Annotated in this window: 23 protein-coding genes; 14 read left to right on the top strand and 9 right to left on the bottom strand. The window is 66.3% G+C overall.

The window, feature by feature from the left end:
• Window positions 1-7: 7 nt before the first annotated feature.
• From ACYQ4T_RS17120 to ACYQ4T_RS17100, 5 genes are read left to right on the top strand one after another with little or no spacing between them, the layout of a single operon-like run.
• Window positions 8-2,128 carry a BTAD domain-containing putative transcriptional regulator gene (locus ACYQ4T_RS17120; protein ID WP_459856587.1) on the top strand — a complete coding sequence of 707 codons (2,121 nt, stop codon included), beginning with the start codon at window positions 8-10 and terminating at the stop codon, window positions 2,126-2,128.
• Window positions 2,129-2,142: 14 nt separating this feature from the next.
• On the top strand, window positions 2,143-2,586 hold the full coding sequence (locus ACYQ4T_RS17115) for a hypothetical protein (RefSeq protein WP_459856584.1): 444 nt from the start codon (window positions 2,143-2,145) through the stop codon (window positions 2,584-2,586).
• 26 nt (window positions 2,587-2,612) lie between these two features.
• The gene (locus ACYQ4T_RS17110) at window positions 2,613-3,875 is read left to right on the top strand and encodes a YcaO-like family protein (RefSeq protein ID WP_459856581.1); all 1,263 of its coding nucleotides are present in this window, start codon (window positions 2,613-2,615) and stop codon (window positions 3,873-3,875) included.
• Window positions 3,876-3,880: 5 nt separating this feature from the next.
• Window positions 3,881-4,615, top strand: a complete 735-nt coding sequence (locus ACYQ4T_RS17105) for a TfuA-like protein (RefSeq protein WP_459856578.1) — start codon at window positions 3,881-3,883, stop codon at window positions 4,613-4,615.
• A 33-nt stretch (window positions 4,616-4,648) separates the two neighbouring features.
• Window positions 4,649-5,695 carry a hypothetical protein gene (locus ACYQ4T_RS17100; protein WP_459856575.1) on the top strand — a complete coding sequence of 349 codons (1,047 nt, stop codon included), beginning with the start codon at window positions 4,649-4,651 and terminating at the stop codon, window positions 5,693-5,695.
• An 11-nt stretch (window positions 5,696-5,706) separates the two neighbouring features.
• Here the strand turns inward: ACYQ4T_RS17100 and ACYQ4T_RS17095 are convergent, their stop codons facing one another.
• The gene (locus ACYQ4T_RS17095) at window positions 5,707-7,293 is read right to left on the bottom strand and encodes a lysine--tRNA ligase (RefSeq protein WP_459856573.1); all 1,587 of its coding nucleotides are present in this window, start codon (window positions 7,291-7,293) and stop codon (window positions 5,707-5,709) included.
• A 232-nt stretch (window positions 7,294-7,525) separates the two neighbouring features.
• Here ACYQ4T_RS17095 and ACYQ4T_RS17090 point away from each other — a divergent pair, with 232 nt between their 5' ends.
• Entirely contained in the window at window positions 7,526-8,050 is a 525-nt protein-coding gene (locus ACYQ4T_RS17090) for a DUF302 domain-containing protein (RefSeq protein WP_459856570.1), read from the top strand.
• A 32-nt stretch (window positions 8,051-8,082) separates the two neighbouring features.
• Here ACYQ4T_RS17090 and ACYQ4T_RS17085 read toward each other — a convergent pair whose 3' ends face one another.
• From ACYQ4T_RS17085 to ACYQ4T_RS17060, 6 genes are all read right to left on the bottom strand, one after another.
• Complete coding sequence (locus ACYQ4T_RS17085; protein ID WP_459856567.1) at window positions 8,083-9,114, bottom strand: endonuclease/exonuclease/phosphatase family protein; 1,032 nt, start codon at window positions 9,112-9,114, stop codon at window positions 8,083-8,085.
• Between the two features lie 83 nt (window positions 9,115-9,197).
• Window positions 9,198-10,211, bottom strand: coding sequence for an endonuclease/exonuclease/phosphatase family protein (locus tag ACYQ4T_RS17080; RefSeq protein WP_459856565.1), 1,014 nt, complete (start codon window positions 10,209-10,211; stop codon window positions 9,198-9,200).
• A gap of 33 nt (window positions 10,212-10,244) precedes the next feature.
• Window positions 10,245-10,562 carry an endonuclease/exonuclease/phosphatase family protein gene (locus tag ACYQ4T_RS17075; protein WP_459858046.1) on the bottom strand — a complete coding sequence of 106 codons (318 nt, stop codon included), beginning with the start codon at window positions 10,560-10,562 and terminating at the stop codon, window positions 10,245-10,247.
• Complete coding sequence (locus ACYQ4T_RS17070) at window positions 10,507-11,250, bottom strand: endonuclease/exonuclease/phosphatase family protein (RefSeq protein ID WP_459856562.1); 744 nt, start codon at window positions 11,248-11,250, stop codon at window positions 10,507-10,509. Before ACYQ4T_RS17070 ends, ACYQ4T_RS17075 begins: the two co-directional genes overlap by 56 nt.
• A gap of 7 nt (window positions 11,251-11,257) precedes the next feature.
• On the bottom strand, window positions 11,258-12,250 hold the full coding sequence (locus ACYQ4T_RS17065) for an endonuclease/exonuclease/phosphatase family protein (protein WP_459856560.1): 993 nt from the start codon (window positions 12,248-12,250) through the stop codon (window positions 11,258-11,260).
• 2 nt (window positions 12,251-12,252) lie between these two features.
• Entirely contained in the window at window positions 12,253-13,272 is a 1,020-nt protein-coding gene (locus ACYQ4T_RS17060; protein ID WP_459856557.1) for an endonuclease/exonuclease/phosphatase family protein, read from the bottom strand.
• 237 nt (window positions 13,273-13,509) lie between these two features.
• On the opposite strand from ACYQ4T_RS17060, the gene ACYQ4T_RS17055 reads away from it, so the two are divergent.
• Window positions 13,510-14,331, top strand: a complete 822-nt coding sequence (locus ACYQ4T_RS17055) for a DUF4344 domain-containing metallopeptidase (RefSeq protein ID WP_459856554.1) — start codon at window positions 13,510-13,512, stop codon at window positions 14,329-14,331.
• 119 nt (window positions 14,332-14,450) lie between these two features.
• Here ACYQ4T_RS17055 and ACYQ4T_RS17050 read toward each other — a convergent pair whose 3' ends face one another.
• On the bottom strand, window positions 14,451-15,530 hold the full coding sequence (locus ACYQ4T_RS17050; protein WP_459856551.1) for a saccharopine dehydrogenase family protein: 1,080 nt from the start codon (window positions 15,528-15,530) through the stop codon (window positions 14,451-14,453).
• 113 nt (window positions 15,531-15,643) lie between these two features.
• Here ACYQ4T_RS17050 and ACYQ4T_RS17045 point away from each other — a divergent pair, with 113 nt between their 5' ends.
• From ACYQ4T_RS17045 to ACYQ4T_RS17030, 4 genes are all read left to right on the top strand, one after another.
• Window positions 15,644-16,087 (top strand): Lrp/AsnC family transcriptional regulator, encoded by a 444-nt coding sequence (locus ACYQ4T_RS17045; protein ID WP_459856548.1) that lies wholly within the window; start codon window positions 15,644-15,646, stop codon window positions 16,085-16,087.
• 322 nt (window positions 16,088-16,409) lie between these two features.
• On the top strand, window positions 16,410-17,105 hold the full coding sequence (locus ACYQ4T_RS17040; RefSeq protein ID WP_459856545.1) for a hypothetical protein: 696 nt from the start codon (window positions 16,410-16,412) through the stop codon (window positions 17,103-17,105).
• Window positions 17,105-18,349, top strand: coding sequence for an LTA synthase family protein (locus ACYQ4T_RS17035; RefSeq protein ID WP_459856542.1), 1,245 nt, complete (start codon window positions 17,105-17,107; stop codon window positions 18,347-18,349). The genes ACYQ4T_RS17040 and ACYQ4T_RS17035 overlap by 1 nt, the downstream gene beginning before the upstream one ends.
• 83 nt (window positions 18,350-18,432) lie before the next feature.
• Window positions 18,433-19,359: a LysR substrate-binding domain-containing protein gene (locus tag ACYQ4T_RS17030; RefSeq protein ID WP_459856539.1), complete on the top strand. Its 927-nt coding sequence runs from the start codon at window positions 18,433-18,435 to the stop codon at window positions 19,357-19,359.
• 6 nt (window positions 19,360-19,365) lie between these two features.
• On the opposite strand, the gene ACYQ4T_RS17025 is transcribed toward ACYQ4T_RS17030, so the two are convergent.
• Window positions 19,366-19,647 (bottom strand): hypothetical protein, encoded by a 282-nt coding sequence (locus tag ACYQ4T_RS17025; RefSeq protein WP_459856537.1) that lies wholly within the window; start codon window positions 19,645-19,647, stop codon window positions 19,366-19,368.
• 366 nt (window positions 19,648-20,013) lie between these two features.
• Between ACYQ4T_RS17025 and dnaK the strand changes: the two genes are divergently transcribed.
• The 3 genes from dnaK (at window position 20,014) to ACYQ4T_RS17010 (ending at window position 25,553) form a co-directional block, all read left to right on the top strand.
• Window positions 20,014-21,975, top strand: coding sequence for a molecular chaperone DnaK (gene dnaK, locus ACYQ4T_RS17020; protein WP_459856534.1), 1,962 nt, complete (start codon window positions 20,014-20,016; stop codon window positions 21,973-21,975).
• A gap of 91 nt (window positions 21,976-22,066) precedes the next feature.
• Complete coding sequence (gene dnaJ, locus ACYQ4T_RS17015; protein ID WP_459856531.1) at window positions 22,067-23,230, top strand: molecular chaperone DnaJ; 1,164 nt, start codon at window positions 22,067-22,069, stop codon at window positions 23,228-23,230.
• A 124-nt stretch (window positions 23,231-23,354) separates the two neighbouring features.
• Window positions 23,355-25,553, top strand: coding sequence for a PAS domain-containing sensor histidine kinase (locus ACYQ4T_RS17010; RefSeq protein WP_459856528.1), 2,199 nt, complete (start codon window positions 23,355-23,357; stop codon window positions 25,551-25,553).
• The last annotated feature ends 114 nt before the right edge of the window (window positions 25,554-25,667 follow it).

Genomic DNA, 25,667 nt, shown 5'->3' with positions numbered 1-25,667 from the left:
TCCTCGGTTGGAATCAAAGGGATTCAAACCGATCGGATCGGCGATCCCGATCGCAGGAAACTGGCTTCGAGACTGGAGAGCGGCGCGTGACGCGGCCGTGACGCGAAGGCCGCCGAACCCGCCTGCGGCCGCGAAAGTGGTGGCCGATCCGAATAGGTTCCGCAATAATTGGATCAATCGGGGAGCGAAATTCGAAATGGATCCGCAAGTCTTCATAAGACTTCTGGGCGTTCCGGAAGTCGCCGGCAGTGCGACCGCCGCGCCTTTCCCGGCGAAGGGGTTTCAGCTGCTGGCCTTGATTTGCCGATCTCCGGCGGCGCGAATCTCGCGGCGGGAAGCGGCATCGCTGCTCTGGAACAGCGGCAGCGACGGGGAAGCGCTCACCAATCTGCGGCAGCTGCTCATGCGGATCCGGCGCTTCGATGCGAGCACGCAGGAATTGATCGCGTCGGATCAGCAATGGCTGACCCTGGGCGCGGCCTTTCCGGACATCGACATCCTGCTGTTCCAATCGCTGACGTCGCAGATGCCGAACCGCGACGCGCAGCGCGCGCTCGAGCTGTTCAGGGGCGACCTGCTGGCGGGAGCCGGCGACTTTACCAACGAGTTCGCGCAGTGGCTGCTGCCCGAGCGCGAAGCGTTGCGTGCGTGCTTCTTCTCAGCGGCAGCCTCGGTGCTGATCGACCTGACCCGTTTCGGGCGCGCGCCCGCCGACGAGCTGCGCGCGATCGCGCAGCGGATGCTGGCTTTGGAACCTGACCGGGAGGCCAGTTATCGGCTGCTGATCGAAGCTTATGGCCGGAACGGAATGTTCGCCGAAGCCGACAAGATCATGAAGGAGCTGAAGCAGGTCTTGCGGCGCGAGTTCGGCGCGGAGCCGAGCGCGGAAACCATCGCGGTGTCGCGCCGTGTCATGGCCAGCGCCCGGGATGTTGTTGCCGGCGAGCCGCAAGCGGAGAGAAACGAAGACGTGCGGCCGCGAATCGCGTTCCTCGCGCCCTATTCGGTCGATGACGCAGAGGCGCCGCGGATTGTGCGTGCGCTCATCGAGGATGTGGCCAACGAGCTGACCCGGTACCGGACATTTGCGGTGCTGGCGCCGCACAGCTCGTTCCAGGTGGCCCATGATTCAGGCCTGCCGGTCGACAATGCGGCGCTGCGCGCGGGCTACACGATCAGCGGCTTCCTGCGCCGCGAGGCTGCGATTGAGACATTGACGCTGCGCCTGGTGAAATGCTCGTCGCAGGAGATTCTCTGGGCGCTGGAGATCCCGCTTGAAGCCGATCAGCTCGCCCATTCGTTCCGTATCCTGGCGATGCGCGTCGCGGCCAGCCTGGCCGCCGAGCTGGAGCGGGATTCGCTCAGCCAGGCGCTGGACCGGAACACCGCCGGAGCCGCCTATCGCCGCTATCTTGAGGGACAGGTCCAGATGCAGGCCTGCACGCTTCCCAGCCTGCGGCGGGCGCAACGCGCCTATCGCGATTCGGCCGCGCAAGACCCGAGCTTCGCCGCCGCCCGCGCCAGGATCGGGCAGACGCTCTATTTGGAATGGCTCCTGCTGGGCGGGAGCGATCCGCATCTGCTGATCGAGGCGAGAAAGCACGCGGATGCCGCCGTGGCGCTGGATGCCGGTGCTGCGCTCGGCCACTGGATGAGCGCGGTCGTCGGCCTCTATCAGCGCGATTTCGGGCTGTCCGCGGAGAAGTTCAGCGAAGCGGAGGCACTCAACCCCAACTCCGCCGACCTGCTGGTGCAGCACGCAGACGCCCTCTCGCATTTCGGCCGGCCCGATGAAGGATGGTCGCGGTTCGAGCGCGCGGTCGACCTCAATCCGCTGCCGCCGGATCACTACTGGTGGGCGGGCGCCGGCATCGCCTTCAATCGCCAGGATTTCACCCGCACGGTCGCGCTGTGCGGCCGGATGGCGAACGATGAGCCGGTGCTCCGCCTGCTGACCGCGACGCATGCGTTGCTCGGCGATATCGAGACCGCCCGGTCCTACGGCCAGCGCGTGACGGAACTCTATCCCGGCGAACGCGCCGCGGACATGGTGAAAGCCGTGCCCAACCGCGACGACACGCCGGGCAAGCTTTTTATCGAAGGTCTCCGATTGGCGGGGATCAGTTAAAGGGGGGACAGAGAATGGCTAACGCTGCAACCGGACGCTTGTATGTGATCGGGGATCGCGATACCGGCGTCTTGTTCGTCAAGACCGAGCCCTTGCGCGCATCAATCGTGCCGTTGACCACCATTGCGCGCTACGCCGGAACCAACGGCATCTCTCTGGATGAAGCCTTTGCGCGCATCGCTCGAGGCGCAAAGTCGATGATCATCGACCGGGACAATTCGGCCGTCCCGGCGCTCGATCCGATGGTCTTCGATACGTTCTTCGACATGGTCAAGAACGGAACGGTGATCAGCGATGCCAGCTTCTGCTTCATCGCCGAAGTGCAGAATGCTGAATGGGAGAATCGCCGCTACCGCTACCCGCCGGTCGGCCCTGCCTTGAAGGAGCTCAACCCAGAGACATCGTCGCCGTCCGGCGATGCGCTCAAGGAGGTCGAACTCATGGATGGTCAGCCGTGACCTCCTAGCTGCCGGTGTTCGCCGGCATGAATTTCGATCATCGTCTGTCCGAATTGGCGGAGCTCGGGACCTCGCTTCGAAACCAATCGAAGCTGCCTTGTCCCGAGCCGGCGCCAATAACGAGGAGTGCGGAGCAGATCGCCGGCAGCGTGGCGCCGTTCTTCAAGGAACTCGGCATCACGCGGGTCGGCGATCTTACCGGCCTCGATACCATCGGCATCCCGGTATGGTTCGCCAGCCGCCCGAATGCGAGAACTCTTGCCGTCTCTCAGGGCAAGGGTATTCGACATGTCGACGCCCGGACCGGTGCCGTCATGGAAGCCGTTGAAGATGCCGTCGCCGAGCGATCGGGGCGGAACGTGGCGATGCATGCTTCTTGCGAGCAGCTGCGGCGCAGGCAACGCGTGATCCCATTCGAGCGGATCACCCGCTGCTCCGCCTTCGGCCTCGATCCCCGGGCCGACCGGGCCTGGGTTCCCGGCCTCTCGCTGCCAGAGGGACAACCCGTCTTCGCACCCTTCGAGCTTGTGGGGCTGGATTTCAGCACGGACTCCCCTTGGGACCATCGCGCATTTCGGATGTCCAGCGTCGGACTGGCGGCAGGCGGCACGCTGTGCGAGGCGGTGATCCACGGGTTGCTTGAGATCATCGAGCATGCGGCCACGTCGAGCCTCGACATCTTCGGCATCCACCCCGCGTTTGCCCGGCCGGTGCGATTTCGCGCCGGAGACTGCGAGGCGCTGGACCATGTGCAAGCCTGCATCCGACGCGCCGGCGTGGAGCCGATCTTCCTCGACATCAGCCGGAATGCCGCGTTTCCTGTCGTTGCCGCCTTCATCGACCGGCCGGTGGTCGAACGCAATGGCCGTTGCGGGTCGATCTTCAGTGCCGGCTTTGCCGCGAAACCGACCTTGGCCGGCGCTGCACTGGCCGCCTTGCTGGAAGCCGTCCAGTCGCGCCTAACCGATATCGCGGGTGCCCGTGACGATCTCCAGCCCGAACAGTATCGCGCGCGCCATTCCAATATCGGCCGGCTGCGCGGCTGCGGCCCGGAGATACCAGCAACGGCCGCTCCGCAGCGACAGGGCATCGCGGCGCAACTGCGTGCTTTGCTGGCGGGCCTTGCAGAAGCGGGAATCGGCGAGATCTTCGTCTTCCCCCTCGATTGCGGGGAGATGGATGTCCGGGTGGTCCGCGTCATCGCCACGGAATGCGAGACGCCGGGGGACGGCAATCTCGCCGTGCTCGATTCGCGGACACTGGAAAAGATTCTCGAGCCCGGAAGGTGAACCGCATGGGCGTAGTCGTGTTTGCCGGACCCAGTCTGTATGGCGTCGACCCGCGATTCTACAACGGCCTGTGCGTTCAGCCTCCCGCGGCCTGCGGCGACATCCTGAAAGCCGCAGACCGGGGCGCCGCCGCGATCGGCCTCATCGACGGCGTCTTCGAGAATACGCCTGCGGTATGGCACAAGGAAATTCTCGCTGCGCTCGACGCGGGGATCGCAGTCTATGGCGCCGCCAGCATGGGCGCGTTGCGGGCGGCCGAATGCTGCGGCTTTGGCATGATCGGCCTCGGCAAGATTTTCGAAGATTACCGGTCCGGGCGCCGATCGGCCGATGCCGACGTCGCCATCCTGCACGCGCCTGCGGAGCTCGGCTTTCGCCCCCTGACCGAGGCCCTGGTCGATGTCGAGGAAACGATTGCAGCCCTAGGCCAGGGTCTGGATCTGAGCGGCGCCGAGGTCGCAATGTTGACCGCAGCGGCGCGGCGACTCCACTACAAGGAGCGCGACTGGCCGGCAATCATGCGCATCACAGCCCTCGACCGGCGCCGTGCCGAGCAGATTGACCATGCCTTGCCGAGCTGGATCGTTCGCCGCAAGCAACGCGATGCCCTGCTGCTCTTGCAACGCATGCAGGCCATTGGCCCCGTGGACCGGAACCGGTCCGAGAGCACGTTCACGTTCCACCGCACATTGACATTCGACGTTCTGCGCGATCGGTTGTCCGGTGTCGCGCCGGTATGATTGAAGCCCTTCGGACTCATTTGTGACCTGCAGATGTCAGACCCGCAGCGCCGACTGATGGCTGATTGCGGCTCAGCGATTCGCCGGGTCGCCGTCGCGATGCCGCCGGAGATATTCCGTCCCGAACAATCGGAGCGGCTTGATGTCTACCTTGGGCTTTGCACGGCACTTGCCGCCCATGCGGACGTAACGATCCTTTGTGAGGAAGGAAGCGACGCCGAGCTGCGGCCGTGGCTGAGCCGCATCGAGGCGCCACGCATGCCGACCATCGCCGCGACCGCACCGGTGGGCGGACTGCAGGATCGGGGATACTGGATTCGTGACAGCTTTCTCTGCGCCGAGGCCGCCGGAACAAGCAAATACCTCGTGCCGTCGGGTCAACCACCGGAAAGCCCCGCCGGCTGGCTCGCCGAAATGGACGGGGCAACGATCGAACCGATCTGCGCCAGGATCGCGGGGGGGAACTGCCTGGTCGGGCCGGATTTCTGGCTTGTCGGAATCGAGAGCGTGAGCGGCACGGCCGAGGCGGTGACCCAGGGTGATCTGGGCGCGGCTGAAGCGGCCATTCGCAACCTCGATGAAAGGCCACTGACGCTCGTCGGCTATGATCCGGAAACAGCGGACGGATGCCGCTACCAGCCCTGGTTCCATCTGGACCTTTTCATGACCGTGACCGGGCGGGTGATGAACGGAAAGCCGGAATTGCTGCTCGCCGAGCCGCTGTCGACACCGGATCCGGAAGGACCGAGAAACCGGCTTTACGCACCCCACGTCGAGGCCGTTGCGGAAAGACTCCGCCGCTCCTTCGAGCTGGCGCGCAACCCAGTGCCCTTCGTTCCGACGCCGGGCAGCCGCGAGCCCCGGCTGCGGGCCTACAACAACGCCCTGGTGCAAAACGATCCTCCGATCGTGTGGCTGCCCCAGTTCGCCGATCGGGAGCCCGAGATGCGCGCCGCCGATCTGCGCAACCGCACGATCTGGGAAGACCGCGGCTTCAGCGTCGTCCCCGTCTTCGGCTGGTCCGGCTTCGTCAACGCATCAGGCGCGCTGCGTTGTGCCACGAAAGTGCTGGGGCGCTGAACGGCGCGGCCTTACGCCGCGCTGAGGCTTTCGCCTTTCAGCACCTTGCGGATCAGGTCGGCGGTTTCCTTGCGGCCGTAGAGCGCGATGAAGGAGCCCATGCGCGGGCCCTGGTCCTGCCCCAAGAGCACTTCATAGAGCGCCTTGAACCAGGCCTTCAATTCCGGGAAGGGATGGCGCTTGCCGATCTCGTAGACCTCGTTCTGCAAATCCTCGGCCGTGGCCTCGGCCGGCGCCGTTTCGAGATAGCGCAGCAACTCGTCGAGCGCCGCGCGCTCGGTCGCGTCGGGGGCGCGGTACTGCTTCTTCGGCTTCACATGGTCGCGGTAGTAGTTGATCGCGTAGCCGACCAGCTTGTCGAGGAACGGCGCCGTGGCCGGCGTCGCCTCGGGAAGGTAGCGGCTGATGAAGCCCCAGAGTGTCTCCTTGGCCTCGGCATTGCAGACCGAGGCGAGGTTGAGAAGAATCCCGTATGACAGCGAGACGCCGATCTCGGGCGCCTTGCCGTTGTGGATGTGCCAGATCGGATTCTCCATTCGCTGCGCCGGCGCCTCGTTCGGGAACTTCTCGACGAAGGCGAGATAGTCGTCGACCGCGCGCGGGATCACGTCGAAATAGAGCCGCTTCGCCGCGCGCGGCTTCTGGTACATGAACAGCGCCAGGCTCTCCGGCGGCGCATAGGTCAGCCATTCCTCGACCGAGAGGCCGTTGCCCTTGGACTTGGAGATCTTCTGGCCCTTGTCGTCCAGGAAGAGCTCGTAGTTGAACCCCTCCGGCGGCCTGGAGCCAAGCACGCGGCAGATCTTGTTGCCGAGATCCACCGAGGGGATGAGGTCCTTGCCCGACATCTCGTAATCGACGCCGAGCACGCTCCAGCGCATGCCCCAGTCCGGCTTCCATTGCAGCTTGCAGCGGCCGCCGGTGACGAGCGTCTCCACCAGAGAGCCGTCCTCTTCCTCATAGACGATGGTGCCGGCGTCCGGGTCGGTCTTCACCACCTTGGTCATCAGCACCTTGCCGGACTTCTGCGACACCGGGAGGAAGGGCGAATAGGTGAGCGCCCGCTCCTCGCGCAGGCTGGCCAGCATGATCTCCTGGATCTTGTCGTAGTTCCGGAGCACGTTCAGCAGCCCTTCGTCGAACCGGCCGGCGTGATAGCACTCGGTCGAGGAAACGAACTCGTAGTCGAAGCCGAAGCCATCGAGGAAGCCGCGCAGCATCGCGTTGTTGTGATGGCCGAAGCTCTCATGGGTGCCGAAGGGATCCGGCACCTTGGTCAGCGGGAAACCGATATACTTCTGCAGCATCTCCTGGTTCGGGACGTTGGTCGGCACCTTGCGCAAGCCGTCCATGTCGTCGGAGAAGGCGAAGAGCTTGGTCGGGATGTCGGAGAGGCGCTGGAAGGCCTGGCGCACCATGGTCGTGCGCACCACCTCGCCGAAGGTGCCGATATGCGGCAGGCCCGAGGGGCCGTAGCCGGTCTCGAACAGCACATAGCCCTTTTTCGGCGCGGCGTCCTTGTAGCGTTCGACGAGTTTCCTCGCTTCCTCGAACGGCCAGGCACGCGCGGCTTGGGCATAGGTGCGGTCGTCGGACATTTCTCTCCAATCTCCAAAAAATGACCGGCGGAGACTAGAGGCGCGGTGCCCATCCCGCAAGCCTGGGCGGCCGTTTTCCGCGGGTGGGAGGGATGCCCGGCATGCAATGGTAAACACCGCGCGGGCATCGGTTCGATAGGCGATCGGCATTTCAGCGCCGGGCCGGCCGCGGGCATCTTGGCGGCGGAGGATCGGGCATCGGGCCCGGTCCGTGCTTCAAGGAAACTCTGCCATGACTGCGCGTTTCGCCGGCCTCTGCGCCGCTTTCGCCCTGGCCGCGGGCCTCGCGGGCTGTGCGGCTTCCTCGGATCAATCCCCCAGCATGAATGCCATGGGCATGAATGCCATGAGCGTGAACACCAAGAGCGCGAACGGCATCGTCACCGCGAAGAGCGCCTATGGCATGGACGAGACCGTCGCCCGCCTGAAGCAGGACATCGCCGGCAAGGGCCTCATGTTCTTCAGCGAGATCGACCAGGCGAAGCTGGCCCAGGAGGCGGGCATTGAGGCCCGGCCGTCGACCTTGCTGGTGTTCGGCAATCCGGCGCTGGGCACCCAGTTCATCACGTCGAACCCGCAATCCGGCATCGACTGGCCGGTCCGCCTGCTGGTCTACCAGGATGCGAACGGCCAGGTCTGGACCGAATACACCGACTTCCACTACGTGCAGGCCCGCCATGGTCTCGCCGACCGCGACGCCCAGATCCAGAAGGCGTCCGAGGTGATCGCCTCGATCACGTCGAGCGTCGCGCAATAGCGGCCGCCGGCGCAAGGCGCCGATTTCCAGGGCTAGGGCACCGAAGCGGTCGCGGCGTTCGGCCAGGCCACGGTCGTCATCAGCGGCAGGTGATCCGAGCCGAGCTCAGGCCCGACTTCCGCGGCGGTGACCAGCGGCCCGCCCCGGCTGAAGACATGGTCGATCGGCAGCCGCAGCCAGTCCGGCACGTCGTGGCCCGCGATCGGCAGGGCCGGCCAGGTCGGGTGATAGCCTGGCTCGCCGGCAAGGCCGGTTCGCTTCCGGAAGTCTTGTTGGTTGCGCACCCAGGCGCCGCCGTTGAAATCGCCGCCGACTAGAAGCGGCCCCTGGAAGGCGTCTAGCGATTCCGCGAGATGCAGCAACTGCTCGCGCTGCGCATCCGCTCCGGCCATCGGGAACGGCCAGACGACATGGACCGCGACCGCGGTGAGGATCCGCCCGTCGATCTCGAACTCGGCGATGGCGGCCGACGGCAAGGCGCCGTTGATCCGGCCCGCGCGCTGCATCCGCGCCGGGAAGCGGCTGAGCAGCATGGTCTCGCAATCGATCGTGCTCTCATGACAGGTGACCTGGGTCGGATAGAGGTCCTTCAAGGCGGCGAAGACCTGCTTGTGCTTCTCCTTCACCTCTTCCAGGAAGACGATGTCCGGCCGCTCCTCGCGCAGATAGGCCATGATCCGGTCGAACTCGCGATTCCGGGTCCAGACGTTGAAGGTGGCGACCTTCAGCTTCGGCGTCTCCACGGCCACCTCCGGCATGCCTTGGATGCTGGCGATCACCGGCGCGCCGCACAACGCCACCACGAGACAGGATGTGACCACCAGGCGTCCGCGCCACAAAGCGAGGCTGGCGATGGCCACAATGGCGGCGGCGGTTGCGAAGTGAAGCCGGAGATTTTCCAGCACCGTGATCCAGGCCCGGGTGGCGGTCAGCCAGGGCAGGCCGGCGAGCCAAGGCAGGAGCGCCGCAGCCAGCAGCAGCCACAGGCCCAGCCAGAGCGTACCCGCCGTCAGCCGCGCAAAGGCATGGCGAAATGCAGTGTGATCTTTCAAGAACGATAACATCGCGCTTCCCCGCACTCCCCGCGGCAAGTTCCGCGAAGAGTGTGGCTTCCTCGTGGCGGAAGCGGGGAAAGATGAGGGAGCCGCTACTCCGCCTCGGCGATGATGCTTTTCGTGCCGATCTCGGCGACGATGGGCAGATGATCGGAGCCGAGGTCGGGGCCGGGGTGGAGGTTGCGCAAGGTCAAGCCGCCGCCGACGAAGACGGTGTCGATCGGCACGCGCAAGGGTGGCGGCAGGCGGGTCGGCCAGGTCGCGGCCAGGGGGCCGCGGTTGTCGAGCCCGGTCGCGGCGCGGAAGGCGACCTGGACGTCGCTCCAGGGCACCGAGTTGAAGTCGCCCATGACGATCTGGTCGCGGCCGAGGCTCTTCGCATAGTCGGCCAGCACCGCCATCTGCATCGACTGCCAGAGCCGCGGCGTCTTCGGCAGCAGCGGCGAGGGATCGTCGGGGGTCAGCCATTGCTGCAGCGGCTGCCAGTCCGGCTTCACGAAGGGGAGCACGATATGCGCCACCGCGATGCTGATGGCGCTGCCCTGGAAATCGACGTCGGCGCTGGCGACATAGGTGAGCTTTGCGCCGATCTTGCCGGCGAAGCCGTAGCGCAGCGGCTTCTTCGAGAGCAGCATCAGCTCGCAGAACCGGTCCTGGCCGATGCAATCCACGCGGTGCGGGTAGAGCGCGTCGAGCTTGCCGAGCGCCTTCTTGGCTTCCGGAGTCACCTCGGAGAGACCGATGACGTCGGCGCCGCTCTTGGCCAGGAAGTCCACCGCCGGCTTGAAGCCGGGATTGTCGTAGGAGAGGTTGAAGCTGACGACCTTCAGCGTCTTGCCCTTCGGCGGCGCGGCGGCGAAGGCGGCCTGCACATTGGCGGCGATCGAAGGCCAGGCCAGCGCGATGTTCCAGAGCGCTGCGAGCATGCCCGCGAGGGCCCAAAGCCGGCGCTTGTATACGAGCAGCGGCACCGCCAGCAGCGCGCTGATCGCCGCGAGATGGAGGGCCGCGGCCTGGAGCCCGGCGACCCGCGCGTCGAGGAAGGCGAGCAACGGCGCCAGGGTGAGCGCCACCGCGCAGAACAGACAGAAGCGTAGAAGCAGCAAGAACGATATCCCCCAGGGTCTCGTGAATTCCCGTTATGGCCCGACCGCGACCTCGGCTTCAACCGGCAGGTGGTCCGAGCCGACGGCAGGCCCGAGCCGCAGCGCAGTCGCCTGCACGCCGCCGCGGACGAAGACCTGGTCGATCGGCAGCCGAAGAACCTGCGGCATGAAAGTCGGCCAGCTCGGCAGGTAATGCCCGCGGTTGTCGAGCCCGGTCGCCTGCCGGAAGGCGATCTGCATCCGGCTCCAGGACGCGTTGTTGAAATCCCCCATGACAACGAGGTCGTGCGGCAATTTATTCACATGGCGCGCGAGATTGGCGGCCTGCTGCGACTGCGCGAGAAACGGCAGGTCGGGCAGCGCGGGGCAATGGCGGCTCCACTGCGGTCGCGCTGAGCGGCGCCCGCAACGGCAGCAGGAACGGCCAGGAGAGATGGGTCATCATCACGGTGACGGGACGCCCGCCCCAGTCGATCTCCCCTTGCGCGACGTAAGGGTAGCGGCCGTCGACCTTGCCGGCGTAAGGCTGCCGCAACGGCAGCTTCGAGAGCAGCATGATCTCGCAGGAAGGATCCGCGCCGATACAGTCGATGCCGTAGGGATAGAGCAGCTTCAGCGGCGCCAACGCAAGCTTCAGCTTCGGCGTGGTCTCGACCAGGCCGATCACGTCGGCGTTGCTGTGCGCCAGATATTCGAGGGTCGCGGTGGGGTCGGCATTGCGATACCAGAGATTGAAGGCGACCAGCTTCAGCGGCGCGGCGCCGGGTTGCGCTTGCGCCGCGCGCGCGAGATCGCCGAGGCCCGGCCAGATCAGCACGACGTTCCAAACCGCGACCGCAAACGAAAGAAGCGCCGCCTTGCGCGCGCGCAGCAGCAGGAAGCAGAGGCCGAGAATCAAAGCCACGGCGGCGAATTGCGGCGCGGCCGGCACCAAAGCCACCGATTGCGGCACCCAGCGCCAGAGCAAGGGCATCAACGAAATCGCGCCGACGCCGGCGAGCGCGGTCACGGACACGAACAGCAGAAAGCCTCTCAGCATCCGCGCCTCATTCCTGCTTCAAGCCGATCTCCGCCTCGACCGGTCGATGATCGGAGCCGACACCCGGGCCGACCTCGGCCTTGCGGATCGCCAGCGCGCCGCCGGTGAAGATGGGGTCGATGGGAATGCGGGCGAGGAAAGGATGCCAGCGCGGCCAGCTCGGCAGCCAGACGCCGCGATTCTCCAGGCCGGTCGCCGCGCGGAAGGCGCGCTGCAGCGGATTCCAAGGTACGCTGTTGAAGTCGCCGAGCAGGATGCGGTCGATTTGGCCGGCCGCTGCGGGCATCGCGAGATGCTCCGCCAGGCCGGCGGCCTGCTGCGATTGCCAGAGCGCGGGCGTTCCGGGGAGCAGCGGCGGTTCCGGCTGGCCCGGCGGGCGATAGGGCAGATGGGACGGGAGCGTGAGATGCGTCACCGTGACGGTGATGGTACGGCCCTGCCAGGCGATCTCGCCCTCGGACAGATAGGTCATCGCCGCGCCGACCGGACCGGCATAGCTGCGGTGGAGCGGCAGCTTGGACAGCAGAACCGTCTGACAGTTCGGGTCGAGGTCGATGCAATCGACGCTGTAGGGATAAATGGCCTTCAGCGGCGCCAGCATCGGCTTGAATTTCGGCGTCACCTCGACCAACCCGACGATGTCGGGACCCGTCGTCGAGAGATAGTCGATCACGTCGTCGAGCTTTTCCCGGTTCCACCAGATGTTGATGTTGGCGACGCGGAGCACGGGACCTTCGGCGACAGCCGGGCTGTTATAGGTCAGCGCGGGCCAGACGGTGTAAGCGCTCCAGCCCGCCGCGACCAGCCCGGCCACCGCCCATCCGCGCCAGGCGCGCAGCCGACGGCGGAAGACCAACAACGCCGCCACCAGCACCAGGTTGCCGGCCGCGCATTGCAGCGCGAAGGCGTCGAAAGCGGCGAAGCGGGCATCGAGCCGCCACAGGAGCGGCAGGAAGCTGGTGACGATTCCACCGAGGAGACAGAAGCGCAGGAACAGCATGCCTATTCCGGCGCCACGGCGATCTCGGCCTCGACCGGCAGATGATCGGAGCCGATGAAGTAGCCGCTCTTGAAGCTCAACCGCGTGAGGGCACCGCGGGTCATGATTTGGTCGATCGGCAGCCGGACCCAGGAGGGCTGCCAGCTCGGCCAGGTCGGCACCATCGGCCCCGCGTTCTGCAAGCCGGTGGCCGCGCGCAGGGCCGCTTGGGTGCGGCTCCAGGGCACGGAGTTGAAGTCGCCCATCAGCACCAGATCGGGTCCCAGCCCGGCGAGATACTGCGCGAGGTTGGCGGCCTGCTCGCTCTGCACCAGGGGATAGGCGTCATCGAGCGCGGGCTGCAACGCGCCGCCCGCGATGACGCGGTCGCGGTTGGTCTCCGCGCGCAAGGGCCAGGCGAAATGCGTGGCGGCCACGGTGACCGGCCGCCCCTCGAAGCTGAACTCGCCCCAGGCGATCACCGGCGAGCGCCCGTCGATCCGACCGGCGAAGGCGCGCGCGAAGGGATGCTTCGACAGCAGCAGCATCTCGCAAGGCGGCGTGCTCTGCATGCAGTCGATGCGATACGGATACTTGGCATAGAGCGCCTGCAAGGCGGTCAGCCATTGCGGCGTGACCTCGATCAGAGCGATCACATCGGCATCGGTCGATTGGAGATAATGAATCGCCGCCGCATAGCCGTCGTTGCGGTACCAGACATTGGCCGACACGACCTTGAGCGGCGTGCCGGCGGCTTCCACCGTCGTGGTCGAAGCCAGCGGCAGATAGGGCCAGATCGTGCCGATGTTCCAGGCGAAGGCCAGCGGCCCCAGCAATGCCAGCCAGCGCGGGCGGAACAGCAGCGCGAGCAGCGCCAGCGGCAGGCTGGTCGCGGTCATATGCGGCAGGAAGGCTTCGAAGGTCGCGAGCGGCGGAATCTGATGCGCCAGCAGCGGGGCGAAGCTGCCGAGGAAGATGCCGATGAGTCCGACATGGACGAGCAGCTGCACCGGATAGAGCAATGCCGCGACCAGGCCCGGCATGGGCGAAGCCAAGGGATACCGGCTCGGCCGTCCTCTCAATCCAAAACGCGTCCGTCGCATGGCGGTCGCTGCTGCTCCCCTGAGCACCCTGGGCGTGCAAATCTGGCTGGCCGCCGGCTGCAATCGGCGGCAATCTATCGGCTCTTGGGGTATCCGCAAGCGTTTCGGCACGGCTTCTTGGGGGGAAGAGGATGTGGCGTAGGGGTATGGTTAAGGCGGGCGGGCGGCTCATGGCCGATGCCGAGAAGCAGGCGGAATAGCGCGCGGCGGCGTCTTGGCATCGCCGCTTTCCTGCTGACCGGCGCCTTGTCGGCGGCGGCGGATGAGGCTTCCGATGGTCAGCGCCTGGCCGGCGACTATTTCGTCGGCGCCTCGGTCTTCCTGTTCGAACGCACGGTGCTCGCGGCCTTCGCGCCGAATGACAGCGGCGATGCGACGCTCGATGCCGGCGCCATCGTGCTGGCGCGCGAGCGGGCCGACAGCGAATCCGGCTCGGTCGCCTTGCAGGCGATCCTGGCCTGGCTCGAAGCCTGGCTCAGCCTCGAGAAGAAGACGCCCGGCAGCGAAGCCCCGCCCGGTTTCGATCCCGCACGACGCCATGCCCTGGCCTGCCTCGCCTATGGCGCCGATCCCGAGGTGAGCGGCGGCCTTGCCGACCATGTGGCGCTGGGCGCCGATGAGCGCAAAGCCTGCATCGCGCGCTATCTGGAGGCGCGGAAGCTATGGACGGGGTGGCTCGACTCCTACCGCAAGTCGCCCGGCGCACCCGCGCCGATCCGCGCCGCGCCCGAAGGCGCACCCGCCGAGGACGAACCGGCACTGCGCCTCGCCTTTGCACCCACGATCGACGAGGCCGACCAGGCGATCGCCGACGCGGTGCGCGAGAACGGACTGTTCCAGGTGCTGACCGACGACTTCAACGCCACGCTCGCGATGCCGCGCGCGGTGACGGCCCTGCTCACCCAATGCGGCGAGGCCAAGGCCTTCTACAACCCCGATCGCGGCGAAGCGGTGCTCTGCTACGAGATGCTGGGCGCCCTGGTGAAGGCGGCGCCTTAATCCAAGAATCGTCATGGCCGGGCTTGACCCGGCCATCTCGTGCCGACCTGGAAAAAGATCCCCGGGTCAAGCCCGGGGATGACGGATTGGGGTCGAGCCCGGGGACGACGGGTGTTGGATTACTCGTAGTGCCTTCCGAACCGGTTCTCCAGGAAGCGCTCGAGATCGCACATCTCCTGGCGCACGAAGCCTTGGCTCTGCAGATGACCGTCGAACATCAGGTCGACCATGGCGCAGATGCCGGCCGCGGTGGTGATCTGGATCGCGCTCATCAGGTGGCCGCGGATCTCCTTGGCGTAGATCTTCTTGGCGTAGCTTTCCTGGGTGAGGCGCCCTTCGCGCATGCCGGTCGCGGTCACGAAGATCAGCACCACGTCCTGGTGGGTGATCGGCAGCGACTGCTCCATGATGTCCTTGAGCAAGGGGCGGCGGTCGCGCAGGCGCAGATCCTCCAGCAGCATCTTCATCACGGCGCAATGGCCGGGATAGCGCACGGTCTTGTAGTTGAGGCTCTCGACCTTGCCGTCCAGGGTTTCGACCAGGGTGCCGAGTCCGCCCGAGGTGTTGAAGCATTCATAGTCGATGCCATCGAGCGAGAAATGCTCGAGGCCTTCCATCGGCATCAGCTCGACGGCGCGGCCATCGTGAATCGCTTCGCAGGGGTTGCAGTATTCGTTGATCAGGCCGTCGGTCGACCAGGTGAGGTTGTATTTGAGCGCATTGGCCGGGAACTGCGGCAGGGCGCCGACCCGCATATGCACCTGGCGCAGGCTGTCGAACTTCTTCGCCAGGTGATGGCCGACGATCGAGATGAAGCCCGGCGCCAGGCCGCATTGCGGCACGAAGGCGACCTTGGCGCCCGCGGCCACCTTGCGCACGGCGCGGGTGGTGGCGACGTCCTCGGTCAGGTCGAAGTAATGCACGCCGGCTTCGCCGCAAGCTTCCGCGACGCCGGGATTGAGGAAGAAGGGCAAGGCCGAGATCACCGCCTGCTGGCCCTGCATCGCGCCCATGAGCGCCTTCTTGTCGGCGACGTCGATCTGCTTCGGCGTGGCGCGGTCACCGGCGGCCTGCTTCAGGAAAGCCGCGTCGGTGTCGGCGAGGGTGATCTGGTAGTCGCCGGTGGCGTGCAGGAGATCGACGATGGCACCGCCGATCTTTCCGGCACCAAGAACGAGGACTTTGCGGGCGGTGGCCATGGGATTCTTCTCCGGAAAAGGTTGCTGCCGTTACTAGCCCTTTTGCGAGGCTTGCTTGAAGCTGCCGAAAAGGCGAAAAGCGGGGACCCTCCCGGCGAATCGACGGTCAGCCCATGGCGAAACGCAATCTGGATGACACCGATCGGAAATTGATCGCGTTCCTGCGCGCCAATGCCCGGACCCCGACCGCCGCCCTGGCGCGGAATCTGGGCCTGTCCCGGAGCGCCGTGCAGGAGCGGCTGCGCCGGCTGGAGCGGGACGGGGTGATCCAGGGCTATACCTTGACCGTCGCCAGCGACGCCGCCAAAGGCGGGGTTTCCGCCCATGTGCTGCTGACCCTGGACCCGAAGATGCAGGACCGGGCCATGGCCGCGGTCAAGGGCCTGCCCGAGGCGACCGCCGCCTATACCGTCTCCGGCGCCCATGACGCGATCGTCATGCTGACGGCCGAGACCTCCGCCCATCTGGACGAGGTGCTGACCCGGATCGGCAAGTTCCCGGGCGTCAACCGCACCACCTCGTCGATCCTGCTCTCGACCCTGTTCGAGCGGGTCTGACTGCGGCGCATCGAGTTTGCGGCACCCCCTCCCCGGCCCTCCCCCGAAGACGGGGGAGGGAGAAGCGGAGCGCGCTCCGCTTCCCCAGTCTTCCTTCCCCTCCCCCGTCTTCGGGGGAGGACGGGAGGGGGTGCGGCTGATGGACCTCGCCCCACCTCCCACCCGCAGAAAACCGCCGGATTCGCCGCGGTTTCACGTTGAGTTGTTGACAGTTACATGGCGGAACCCGTGACAATTCCATGAATTTGCCTTAAGTCAGGCTCCGCGCCGTCCGGAGCCGAAAAGGCTGCCGAAACGCGGGACGGGTGCTCGGAATTAGACCATGCGGTTTGGACCATCCACCCTCTCCGAGATCGAGCCGAAATGGCTGCGCGCGACCATGCGCTGGCTGACGCCGCTGGTCGCCAGCGGGCTGCTCTACGCCGCCGCCTATGCGGTCTCGCGCTGGGTGTTCGAAGTGAAGATCCAATGGGAGCGCGTGCCCTATGACTTCGCGCTGTTGCTCGCGATCGCCTATCTGCTGTTCTGGGCCTCGCGCCGGATCTGGGCCTATCTGCTGCTGCTGACCGTGCTGGTCGGCGTCATCTATATCGGCAGCGCCGCCAAGATCATCTATCTCGACCGGCCGATCATGCCGGAGGACATCTACAACGTCTCGGCGCTGTTCCGCATCCTGGGCGTCTGGGGCTGGCCGATCGTGGCGCTGCCGCTGGCGGCCCTCGCCGGCCTGTTCCTGTTCAACCTGCGCTTGACCGGGCGGCTGCGGAAGACCGCGCTCTCCGCCCTGTTCATCCTGCCGGCGGGTGCCGCTGCCGAGAGCCCGATGCTCTATGAGGCGATGGACAAATTCTGGGGCAACACCCCCTGGGACCAGCGCGAGAATTATGTCTGGCGCGGCGCCACCGTGCATCTGACCCAGGAGCTCCTCCGTGCCGTCGCCACCCGCAAGGCGCCGCCGCAGGCCGATGACGTCTCGGCGGCGATCGAACGCCGCCGCGCCGCCGCGGGAGTCGAGTGATGCTGACCCGCCGCCGCCTCTTGAACGGAATCGCCGCCGGCGGGGCGCTGGCCGGCTCGCTGGCGGCCCTGCCGGCCGCGCGTGCCGCCTCGAGCACGCTGTTCGGCGCCTCGAAACTCCGCAACATCCACCTGATACTGGAAGAGTCCTTCTGGGATCCGTCGCCGCTGACCGCCGCGGGAGTCGAGCAGCCGATCGATCCCCGCTTCATGAAGCTCTGGGCCGAGAGCGGCTATACCCATTCGCTGTCGCCCGCCTTCGCCGGCCAGACCGCCAATGCCGAGTTCGAGATCCTGACCGGCTTCCCGCTGGACCGTGTCTCGGTGAAGTTCGAGGAAGGCTTCAACGACCATCTGCCGGCGCTGCCGCGGCTCCTGCGCGAGATCGGCTATCGGACCGTCGCCTCGCACCCGAACTCGCCCGGCTTCTGGAATCGCCTGGTCTCCTACGAGAAGCTCGGCTTCGAGACCTTCTGGTCGCTCCCCGATTTCACCCAGGACGACATGGCGGGGCCGTTCCTCTCCGACAAATCGCTGCATGCCCAGGTCGGCAACAAGCTGGCCGATACCGACGACGGGCGCCCGGTCTTCGACTACACGGTCACCTTCTACGGCCATTGGGGCTACGACGCCTCGAAGTTCCGCCCGGCGGTGCTCGACACCCACTCGCAGGTCGATGAGGTCAACGCCTACCTCAACACCGTGCATTACAAGTCGCGGGAGATGATGGACGCGCTGGCGCATATCCAGGCGAGCGATCCCGATTCCATCATCATCCTGTTCGGCGACCATCTGCCGATCCTGGGGCGGAAGTTCGCGGGCTATGTCGAGTCCGGTTTCCTCGCCTCGACCTTCGGCGACTTCACGCCCGATATGTATGCGCGCTCGACCGCGACGCCGCTGGTGGTGATCGACGGCCAAAAGGGCCCGGTCAAGCTCGGCAACGTGCCGATGTACCGCCTCGGCAAGGTGATCCTCGACCTCATCGCCTATGACCAGCCGAGCATGCTGGACCTCGCCTTGCCGCCGCGCCGGACCCTGGAAAACACCGTGCTCCGCCCGCTGCCCGGGGTCGTCGTCAGCTACCAGCCCGATGGCTTCGAACAGGCCCGGGTCTCGCTGCCGGACCAGCCCGCCGCGGAAGACGCCGAGGTGGTCGCCTGGCTCAACGATGTGAAACTGATCGCGTCCGACATCTTTGACGGCCGGCAATACGCCCTCAAGGGCCTGACCGCCAACATCTGAAATCGCGCGAAAGCCGTTTCCAAGCGTGCGCGCGCTCGTTACATTCGGCGCGGTTTCAGCTTCTGCCGCAGATTTCCGCCGCGATGGCCCGCATCAAGGAACGACGATCGCTCCCACCGCTGAATGCGCTCCGCGCCTTCGAGGCGGTCGCCCGGTCTCTGAGCTTCACCCGGGCCGCCGAAGAGCTGCTGGTGACCCAGAGCGCGGTCAGCCGCCAGGTGAAGAACCTCGAGGACATCCTCGGCGTGGCGCTGCTGCGCCGGAAGGCCAACCTGGAGCTGACCGACGAAGGCAAGCGGCTGCTCCCGGTGCTGACCGATGCCTTCGACCGGATCGACGTGGTGGTGGCGGGGTTCAAGCGGCAGTCGAAGAAGCCGCCCTTGACCCTGAGCCTGCCGCCGACCTTTGCGCGGCGGCTGTTCCTGCCGATCTTCCCGGAGTTCCAGAAGCAGCATCCGGACCTGGAAATCCGGATCGAGACCCCGCCGGTCAATGTCGATTTCCGCAATTCCGGCCATGACCTCGCGATCTTCTTCGGCGAGGTCGATACCCAGGGCTCGACCACGGCGGAGATGATCGTCGATCTGTTGATGTCGGACCAGATGACGCCGATGGCGAGCCCGACCTTGATCAAGGAGGCGAACTGGCCGGACCTCGGCACCATGCTGGCCAAGGCGCAATTGCTGCATATCCGCCAGGGCAACGACCCCTGGTACGACTGGCGCCTATTCGCCCGGCAGACTGGCCTCGCCACCGCAAGGGTCGAGCGCGGGCTGGTGCTGGAAACGGCGGACCAGGCGGTGCAGTCGGCGACCAATGGCGGCGGCGTCGCGATCTGCGACCCGCGCCTGTTCCAAGAGGAGATCGCCCAGAAACGCCTGGCCCCGGTTTTCGAGGTCAGCGTCAATTCCGGCCGGCATTACTACCTGGTGAGCCGCGCCGAGGAGATCGAGATCCCGCGCATCGCCGCCTTCCGCGCCTGGGTCACCCGCCACTTCGCCGGCGCCTGAAGCCCCCTACCAGCGGGTCCGCTTGCCGCCGCCGAACAGCACGAAATAGCCGAGCACACCGAGCCCCAGGGCGGCGAGGCCGCAGCCCATGATCGCCATCGGCCGGAAGGCCAGCACCTTCTCGGCAAAGACCGCCAGTCCCAGGCCGAAGACGATGTCGGCCAGCAGCAGCACCACGACGATGAAATGGAGCGGCTCCCGTTGCAGGATCTCCGGCGTCGTATCCGCCGGCGGCGTCTCCTGCGGGGCGGGGACGTCACCCGGCACATTGTCGTCCGGACGGGTCATGCTGTCGCGGCCGCCGGGCAAGCGGGAGCGGTCGGCCTGCCTGGTTCCGGTCTTGGCCGGTCGGCCCCGCCCGGCCCGCGCCTTGAGATCATGGTGAATTTCCCCTGACCGGCCGAATCCGGCGGTCCTCTTAGGACCATGATCGGCCTTCGACCAGGCCGCTTCAATCGTTAATTTTGCCGCGGCCGGTCGCTTGCAAAGGCGCCCCAAGGCCCTATATATCCCTGCGGATCAAGCGGTTTACCTGTCGGGATGGGCGCGAGAGAAGCCGGTCCGGGCGGGCCATTCAAACATCGAAATAGGGATCCCTGGGCGGTGCCTTAAAGAAGGGCCGCGAGACGGGATTGCTGAGGAAAGGACTGTTCCATGAGTAAAGTCATCGGCATCGATCTCGGCACCACCAACTCCTGCGTCGCCGTGATGGAGGGCAAGGACGTCAAGGTGATCGAGAACGCGGAAGGCGCGCGCACCACGCCCTCGATGGTCGCCTTCACCGATTCCGGCGAGCGCCTGGTCGGCCAGGCTTCGAAGCGCCAGGCGGTGACCAATCCGGAAAACACCCTCTTCGCCATCAAGCGCCTCATCGGCCGCCGCATCGACGACCCGATGACGAAGAAGGACAAGGACCTCGTCCCCTACAAGATCGTCAACGGCGACAACGGCGACGCCTGGGTCGAATCCCACGGCAAGAAGTACAGCCCGTCGCAGATCTCCGCCTTCATCCTGCAAAAGATGAAGGAAACCGCCGAGAACTATCTCGGCGAGAAGGTGACCCAGGCGGTCATCACCGTCCCCGCCTATTTCAACGACAGCCAGCGCCAGGCCACCAAGGATGCCGGCAAGATCGCCGGCCTCGACGTGCTGCGCATCATCAACGAGCCGACCGCGGCCGCGCTCGCCTATGGCATGGACAAGAAGGGCTCCGGCGTCATCGCGGTCTATGACCTCGGCGGCGGCACCTTCGACGTCTCGGTGCTGGAGATCGGCGACGGCGTGTTCGAGGTGAAGTCCACCAACGGCGACACCTTCCTGGGCGGCGAGGACTTCGACGCGCGGATCATCGACTATCTCGCCGATGAGTTCAAAAAGGAGCAGGGCATCGACCTGCGCAAGGACAAGCTCGCCCTGCAGCGCCTGAAGGAAGCGGCCGAGAAGGCGAAGATCGAGCTTTCGAGCGCGGTGCAGACCGAGGTCAACCTGCCGTTCATCACGGCCGACCAGACCGGTCCGAAGCATCTCAACGTCAAGCTGACCCGCGCCAAGCTGGAAGCGCTCGTTGACGACCTGATCGAACGCACCATGGAGCCTTGCAAGAAGGCGCTGAAGGATGCGGGCCTCAAGGCTTCCGACATCAACGAGGTGATCCTGGTCGGCGGCATGACCCGCATGCCCAAGGTCGGCGAGAAGGTGAAGGAGTTCTTCGGGCGTGAGCCGCATCGCGGCGTGAACCCGGACGAAGTCGTGGCGATCGGCGCCGCGATCCAGGGCGGCGTCCTCAAGGGCGACGTCAAGGACGTGCTGCTGCTCGACGTGACCCCGCTCTCGCTCGGCATCGAGACGCTGGGCGGCGTGTTCACCCGGCTGATCGACCGCAACACCACGATCCCGACCAAGAAGAGCCAGGTGTTCTCGACCGCCGAGGACGGCCAGACCGCGGTCACCATCCGCGTGTTCCAAGGCGAGCGCGAGCTCGCGGCCGACAACAAGATCCTCGGCCAGTTCGACCTGGTCGGCATCCCGGCGGCGCCGCGTGGCATTCCGCAGATCGAGGTCACCTTCGACATCGACGCCAACGGCATCGTCAACGTCTCGGCCAAGGATAAGGCGACCGGCAAGGAGCAGCAGATCCGCATCCAGGCCTCGGGCGGCTTGAACGACGCCGACATCGAGAAGATGGTGAAGGATGCCGAGGCGCACGCGGCGGAAGACAAGAAGCGCCGCGCGGCGATCGAGGCCCGGAACCAGGCCGACGCGCTTATCCACAGCGCCGAGAAGCAGCTGAAGGACAACGGCGACAAGGTGGCGCCGGCCGACAAGACGGCGGTCGAAACCGCGATCGCGGCCTTGAAGGAAGTGAAGGACGGCGACGACACCGCGGCGATCGAAGCCAAGACCAACGACCTGACCCAGGCGCTGATGAAGGTCGGCGAGGCGCTCTACCGCGCCAGCCAGGACGCCAGCGGCGGTGCGGGCGGTGACGCCGGTCCGGATGCCGGCGCTTCCGCGGGCAGCGACCAGGGCGCCGGCGGTGCTCAGGGCGGCAACGACGAGAAGGTGGTCGATGCCGACTTCGAGGAAGTCGATGACCGGAAGGGCAAGACCGCCTAAAGCTCCGGAGGCAGATGCCTAGTTGAAACAGGCCAGGGATTGAGATTCGAGAATCACTCCCTGGCCTTTTTTCTTGTCTGAAGCTTGAGAGATGAGTACTGACACCTCCACCATGAAGCGCGATTACTACGAAACGCTGGGCGTCGAGAAGGGCGCCGCTCCGGAAGCCATCAAGAAGGCGTTTCGCAAGCTCGCCATGGACTATCACCCGGACCGCAACCCGGGCGACAAGTCGGCGGAGCAGAAGTTCAAGGAGCTGAACGAGGCCTACGACGTCCTGAAGGATGAGCAGAAGCGCGCGGCCTACGACCGCTTCGGCCATGCCGCCTTCGAGAACGGTGGGATGGGCCGCGGCGGCGCGGGCCAGGGCTTCGCCGGCGGCGGCTTCGACTTCACCGACATCTTCGACGAGATGTTCGGCGAGTTCATGGGCGGCGGACGGCGCGGGCAGGCTGCCCGAGGCCGCGGCGCCGACCTCCGCTACAACATGGAAATCACCCTGGAAGAGGCCTTCGGCGGCAAGCAGGCCACGATCCGCGTCCCGACCTCGGTCGCCTGCGAGAGCTGCAACGGCTCCGGCGGCGAGAAGGGCGCGCAACCGATCTCCTGCCCGGCCTGCCACGGCTACGGCAAGGTGCGCGCGACCCAGGGATTCTTCACCATCGAGCGCACCTGCAGCGCCTGCCACGGCGCCGGCAAGGTGATCGAGAAAGCCTGCAAGACCTGCAAGGGCTCGGGGCGCACCGCCAAGGAGAAGACCTTGCAGGTGGCGATCCCGGCGGGCGTCGAGGACGGCACCCGCATCCGCCTGGCCGGCGAAGGCGAGGCCGGGATGAACGGCGGGCCGGCCGGCGATCTCTACATCTTCATCTCGCTCTCGGCGCATCGCCTGTTCCAGCGCGAGGGCGCGGGAATCCATTGCCGAGTGCCGATCGCCATGACCACCGCGGCTCTGGGCGGCCAGATCGAGATTCCGACCATCGACGGCAGCAAGGCCAAGGTCTCGGTCCCGGCCGGAACGCAAACCGGCCAGCAGTTCCGCCTCAAGGGCAAGGGCATGTCGGTTCTGCGCTCGCCCGCCCGCGGCGACATGTTCGTCGAGATCGCGGTCGAGACCCCGGCCAACCTGACCAAGAAGCAGCGCGACCTGTTGGAGCAGTTCGACGCCGAATCCCGGGCCAATGCCAAGACCTCCCCGGAATCCGAAGGCTTCTTCGCCCGGGTGAAGGAATTCTTCGACAACGGCCGCGGGTAGTCCCGCGGCCGCAATTGCGGGATTCAAGAAAACCCTTTGTTCTTAAGGGTTAAGACTTTCTTCACCGCGTTCTGGGACGATCGGCCGGAGCCCGCGCAATCCCGTGCGGCGCAAATGGACCCGTATGTCGATCGCCAGTCTCGCGACCCCCGATCAGGATACGACCGCGCGGCGGCGCCTCCGGCTTCTCTTCGGCTGGAGCGGCGCGCTGGTGCTCTACGCCGTGCTGCAATTCGGGATGACCGAGCCGGGCTCGTTTCGCGCCGCCTTCCTGATTGACTTCGCCTGGACCCTCGCCGCCTTCGCCGCGGCCCAGCAATGCAGCCAGACCGCCCTCAGGTTCCGGGGCCGCGAGCGCCTTGCCTGGCTTTGCTTCGCCGGCGCCAGCGCGATCTGGCTGCTCGGACAGCTCTACTGGGATGTGGCTGAGCTCTGGCTCGGCAAGACGCCGAGCTTTCCGGCCTGGTGCGACCTCGGCTATCTCGGTTTTCCAGTGCTGGCCGTCGCCGGCCTGCTGATCTCGATCCGCCGGGTCGAGCTCCGCAGCGGTTTCCTGCGCCCGCTCTCCAACCTCGGCATGATCACGATCGCGCTCTACACGACGCTCGGCATGCTGATGCACGATTCGCTGACCGCGACTTCGAGCTCGATCATCGCCGCCGTCGCCGGCGCCGCCTATCCCTTTCTCTACGGCACCGCCTTCCTGTTCGCCCTGAGCGCGCTTGCGATCTATTCCGAGCCGAGGAAGCGCTTCATCGCCCTGCTGCAGACCGGCGCGCTCGGCGTGCTGTGCGTCGCGGCGACCAACTGGGGCATCGGCATGCTCGGCGCCAACTACCTCCCGGGCGCGCTGGCCGAGCCGATCTGGCTGCTGGGTTTCGGGCTGCTCAGCTGGGCGGCCTGGGAGCGCAAGAATCAGCCGATCCAGCCCGAGCTCGCGCGCGCACCGGAATCGCAGACGCAATGGCTCGAGCCGATCCTGCCCATGGTGGCGCTGATCGCGATCTTCGCGGCCATCGCCTCCGACGAGAACGGACTGCAGCTCGGCGAAGTGCGTTTCATCCTGCTGCCGGGCGGCATCCTGTTCGCGTTTCTGCTGGCCGCGGCCGAATGGGTGAGCCGCGGCGCCGAAGCGAAATTGCGGCGCCGCGCCGAGACCGCTTTGCGCGCGCTGCAGGTCTCCGAAGAGCGCCTGGCGTCGATCCTGGAGATCGCGCCGGAAGCCATCGTCGCCGCCGACCGCGACAGCCGGATCGAGCTGTTCAACCGTGGCGCCGAGCATGTCTTCGGCTATTCCGCCGCCGAGGTGATCGGCCGGCCGATCGAGATCCTGCTGCCCGAGCGCATCCGCGCCCGCCTGCTGCCGCAGGATGGACGCCGCGCCGCCGGCACCGCCTGGGCCACCGAGTTCGACACCCAGCAGGAGATGTTCGGCCTCCGGCGCGACGGCAGCGAATTCCCGGCGGAGGCCTCCGTGTTCCAGCTCGCGACCGACGACGAGCTCGCCTTCGCACTGATCCTGCGCGACGTCACCGACCGCAAGCGCCAGGAGCGCGACCTCCGCCACGCCAAGGAGACCGCCGAACTCGCCAATCGCGCCAAGTCCGAGTTCCTGGCCAACATGTCGCACGAGCTCAGGACGCCGCTGAACGCGATCATCGGCTTCTCGCAGATCATCAATTCGCGGATGTTCGGCGCCGACATCGACCGCTATGTCGACTACGCGCACGACATCCACAACAGCGGCAAGGACCTCTTGAAGATCATCAACGACATTCTCGATCTCTCGAAGATCGAGGCGGGTCAGATGAATCTCTCCGACCAGGCGGTCGATCTCGACCGCGTCATCACCGGCTGCATCAAGGTGGTGGCCGAGCGCGCCCAGCGCGGCCGGATCACCATCGAGCGCAACCTGCCCGAGGCGATGCCGCGGCTCTGGGCCGACGAGCTGCGGGTCAAGCAGATGGTGAACAACCTGCTGACCAACGCGGTGAAGTTCACCGAGGCCGGCGGCCGCGTCGTCATCTCGGTGCGGCCGAGCTACACGCCAAGCGGCCATTCGGACGGCGTCGATATCGTGGTGCGCGACACCGGCATCGGCATGGATCCTTCGGAGATCCCGATCGCGCTCTCGCCCTTCGGCCAGGTCGACCAGGGGCTCGCCCGCCGCCATGAAGGCACCGGTCTGGGACTGCCGCTGGTCCGGCGCATGATCGAGCTGCACCAGGGCCAGTTGAGCCTCTCCAGCGCCCGCGGCAAGGGCACCACCGCCACGCTCCACTTCCCCGCCAGCCGCGTGGTCGCGCACGAACTCGCCAGCTGAACGGGTTGCGATACCAACAGGGTTGCCACAGGGACCGCCAATTGGCCCTGTTGCTGATTCGTCGCAGAACGGATTAGATACCGCCCCGGGTATCAGGGGGTTGCATGGCTATCA

It is taken from the genome of Dongia sp. agr-C8, from assembly GCF_054658695.1.
Note: the sequence above shows the minus strand (reverse complement) of the source record. Positions and strands in the feature narration are given on the sequence as shown.

Bases quoted from the DNA above. Each gene is read 5' to 3' on its own strand.
- ACYQ4T_RS17115 (WP_459856584.1), top strand. From the start codon at position 2,143: ATGGCTAACGCTGCAACCGGACGCTTGTATGTGATCGGGGATCGCGAT.
- ACYQ4T_RS17110 (WP_459856581.1), top strand. From the start codon at position 2,613: ATGAATTTCGATCATCGTCTGTCCGAATTGGCGGAGCTCGGGACCTCG.
- ACYQ4T_RS17105 (WP_459856578.1), top strand. From the start codon at position 3,881: ATGGGCGTAGTCGTGTTTGCCGGACCCAGTCTGTATGGCGTCGACCCG.
- ACYQ4T_RS17100 (WP_459856575.1), top strand. From the start codon at position 4,649: ATGTCAGACCCGCAGCGCCGACTGATGGCTGATTGCGGCTCAGCGATT.
- ACYQ4T_RS17095 (WP_459856573.1), bottom strand. From the start codon at position 7,293: ATGTCCGACGACCGCACCTATGCCCAAGCCGCGCGTGCCTGGCCGTTC.
- ACYQ4T_RS17090 (WP_459856570.1), top strand. From the start codon at position 7,526: ATGACTGCGCGTTTCGCCGGCCTCTGCGCCGCTTTCGCCCTGGCCGCG.
- ACYQ4T_RS17085 (WP_459856567.1), bottom strand. From the start codon at position 9,114: ATGTTATCGTTCTTGAAAGATCACACTGCATTTCGCCATGCCTTTGCG.
- ACYQ4T_RS17070 (WP_459856562.1), bottom strand. From the start codon at position 11,250: ATGCTGAGAGGCTTTCTGCTGTTCGTGTCCGTGACCGCGCTCGCCGGC.
- ACYQ4T_RS17065 (WP_459856560.1), bottom strand. From the start codon at position 12,250: ATGCTGTTCCTGCGCTTCTGTCTCCTCGGTGGAATCGTCACCAGCTTC.
- ACYQ4T_RS17060 (WP_459856557.1), bottom strand. From the start codon at position 13,272: ATGCCGGGCCTGGTCGCGGCATTGCTCTATCCGGTGCAGCTGCTCGTC.
- ACYQ4T_RS17055 (WP_459856554.1), top strand. From the start codon at position 13,510: ATGCCGAGAAGCAGGCGGAATAGCGCGCGGCGGCGTCTTGGCATCGCC.
- ACYQ4T_RS17050 (WP_459856551.1), bottom strand. From the start codon at position 15,530: ATGGCCACCGCCCGCAAAGTCCTCGTTCTTGGTGCCGGAAAGATCGGC.
- ACYQ4T_RS17045 (WP_459856548.1), top strand. From the start codon at position 15,644: ATGGCGAAACGCAATCTGGATGACACCGATCGGAAATTGATCGCGTTC.
- ACYQ4T_RS17040 (WP_459856545.1), top strand. From the start codon at position 16,410: ATGCGGTTTGGACCATCCACCCTCTCCGAGATCGAGCCGAAATGGCTG.
- ACYQ4T_RS17035 (WP_459856542.1), top strand. From the start codon at position 17,105: ATGCTGACCCGCCGCCGCCTCTTGAACGGAATCGCCGCCGGCGGGGCG.
- ACYQ4T_RS17030 (WP_459856539.1), top strand. From the start codon at position 18,433: ATGGCCCGCATCAAGGAACGACGATCGCTCCCACCGCTGAATGCGCTC.
- ACYQ4T_RS17025 (WP_459856537.1), bottom strand. From the start codon at position 19,647: ATGACCCGTCCGGACGACAATGTGCCGGGTGACGTCCCCGCCCCGCAG.
- dnaK (WP_459856534.1), top strand. From the start codon at position 20,014: ATGAGTAAAGTCATCGGCATCGATCTCGGCACCACCAACTCCTGCGTC.
- dnaJ (WP_459856531.1), top strand. From the start codon at position 22,067: ATGAGTACTGACACCTCCACCATGAAGCGCGATTACTACGAAACGCTG.
- ACYQ4T_RS17010 (WP_459856528.1), top strand. From the start codon at position 23,355: ATGTCGATCGCCAGTCTCGCGACCCCCGATCAGGATACGACCGCGCGG.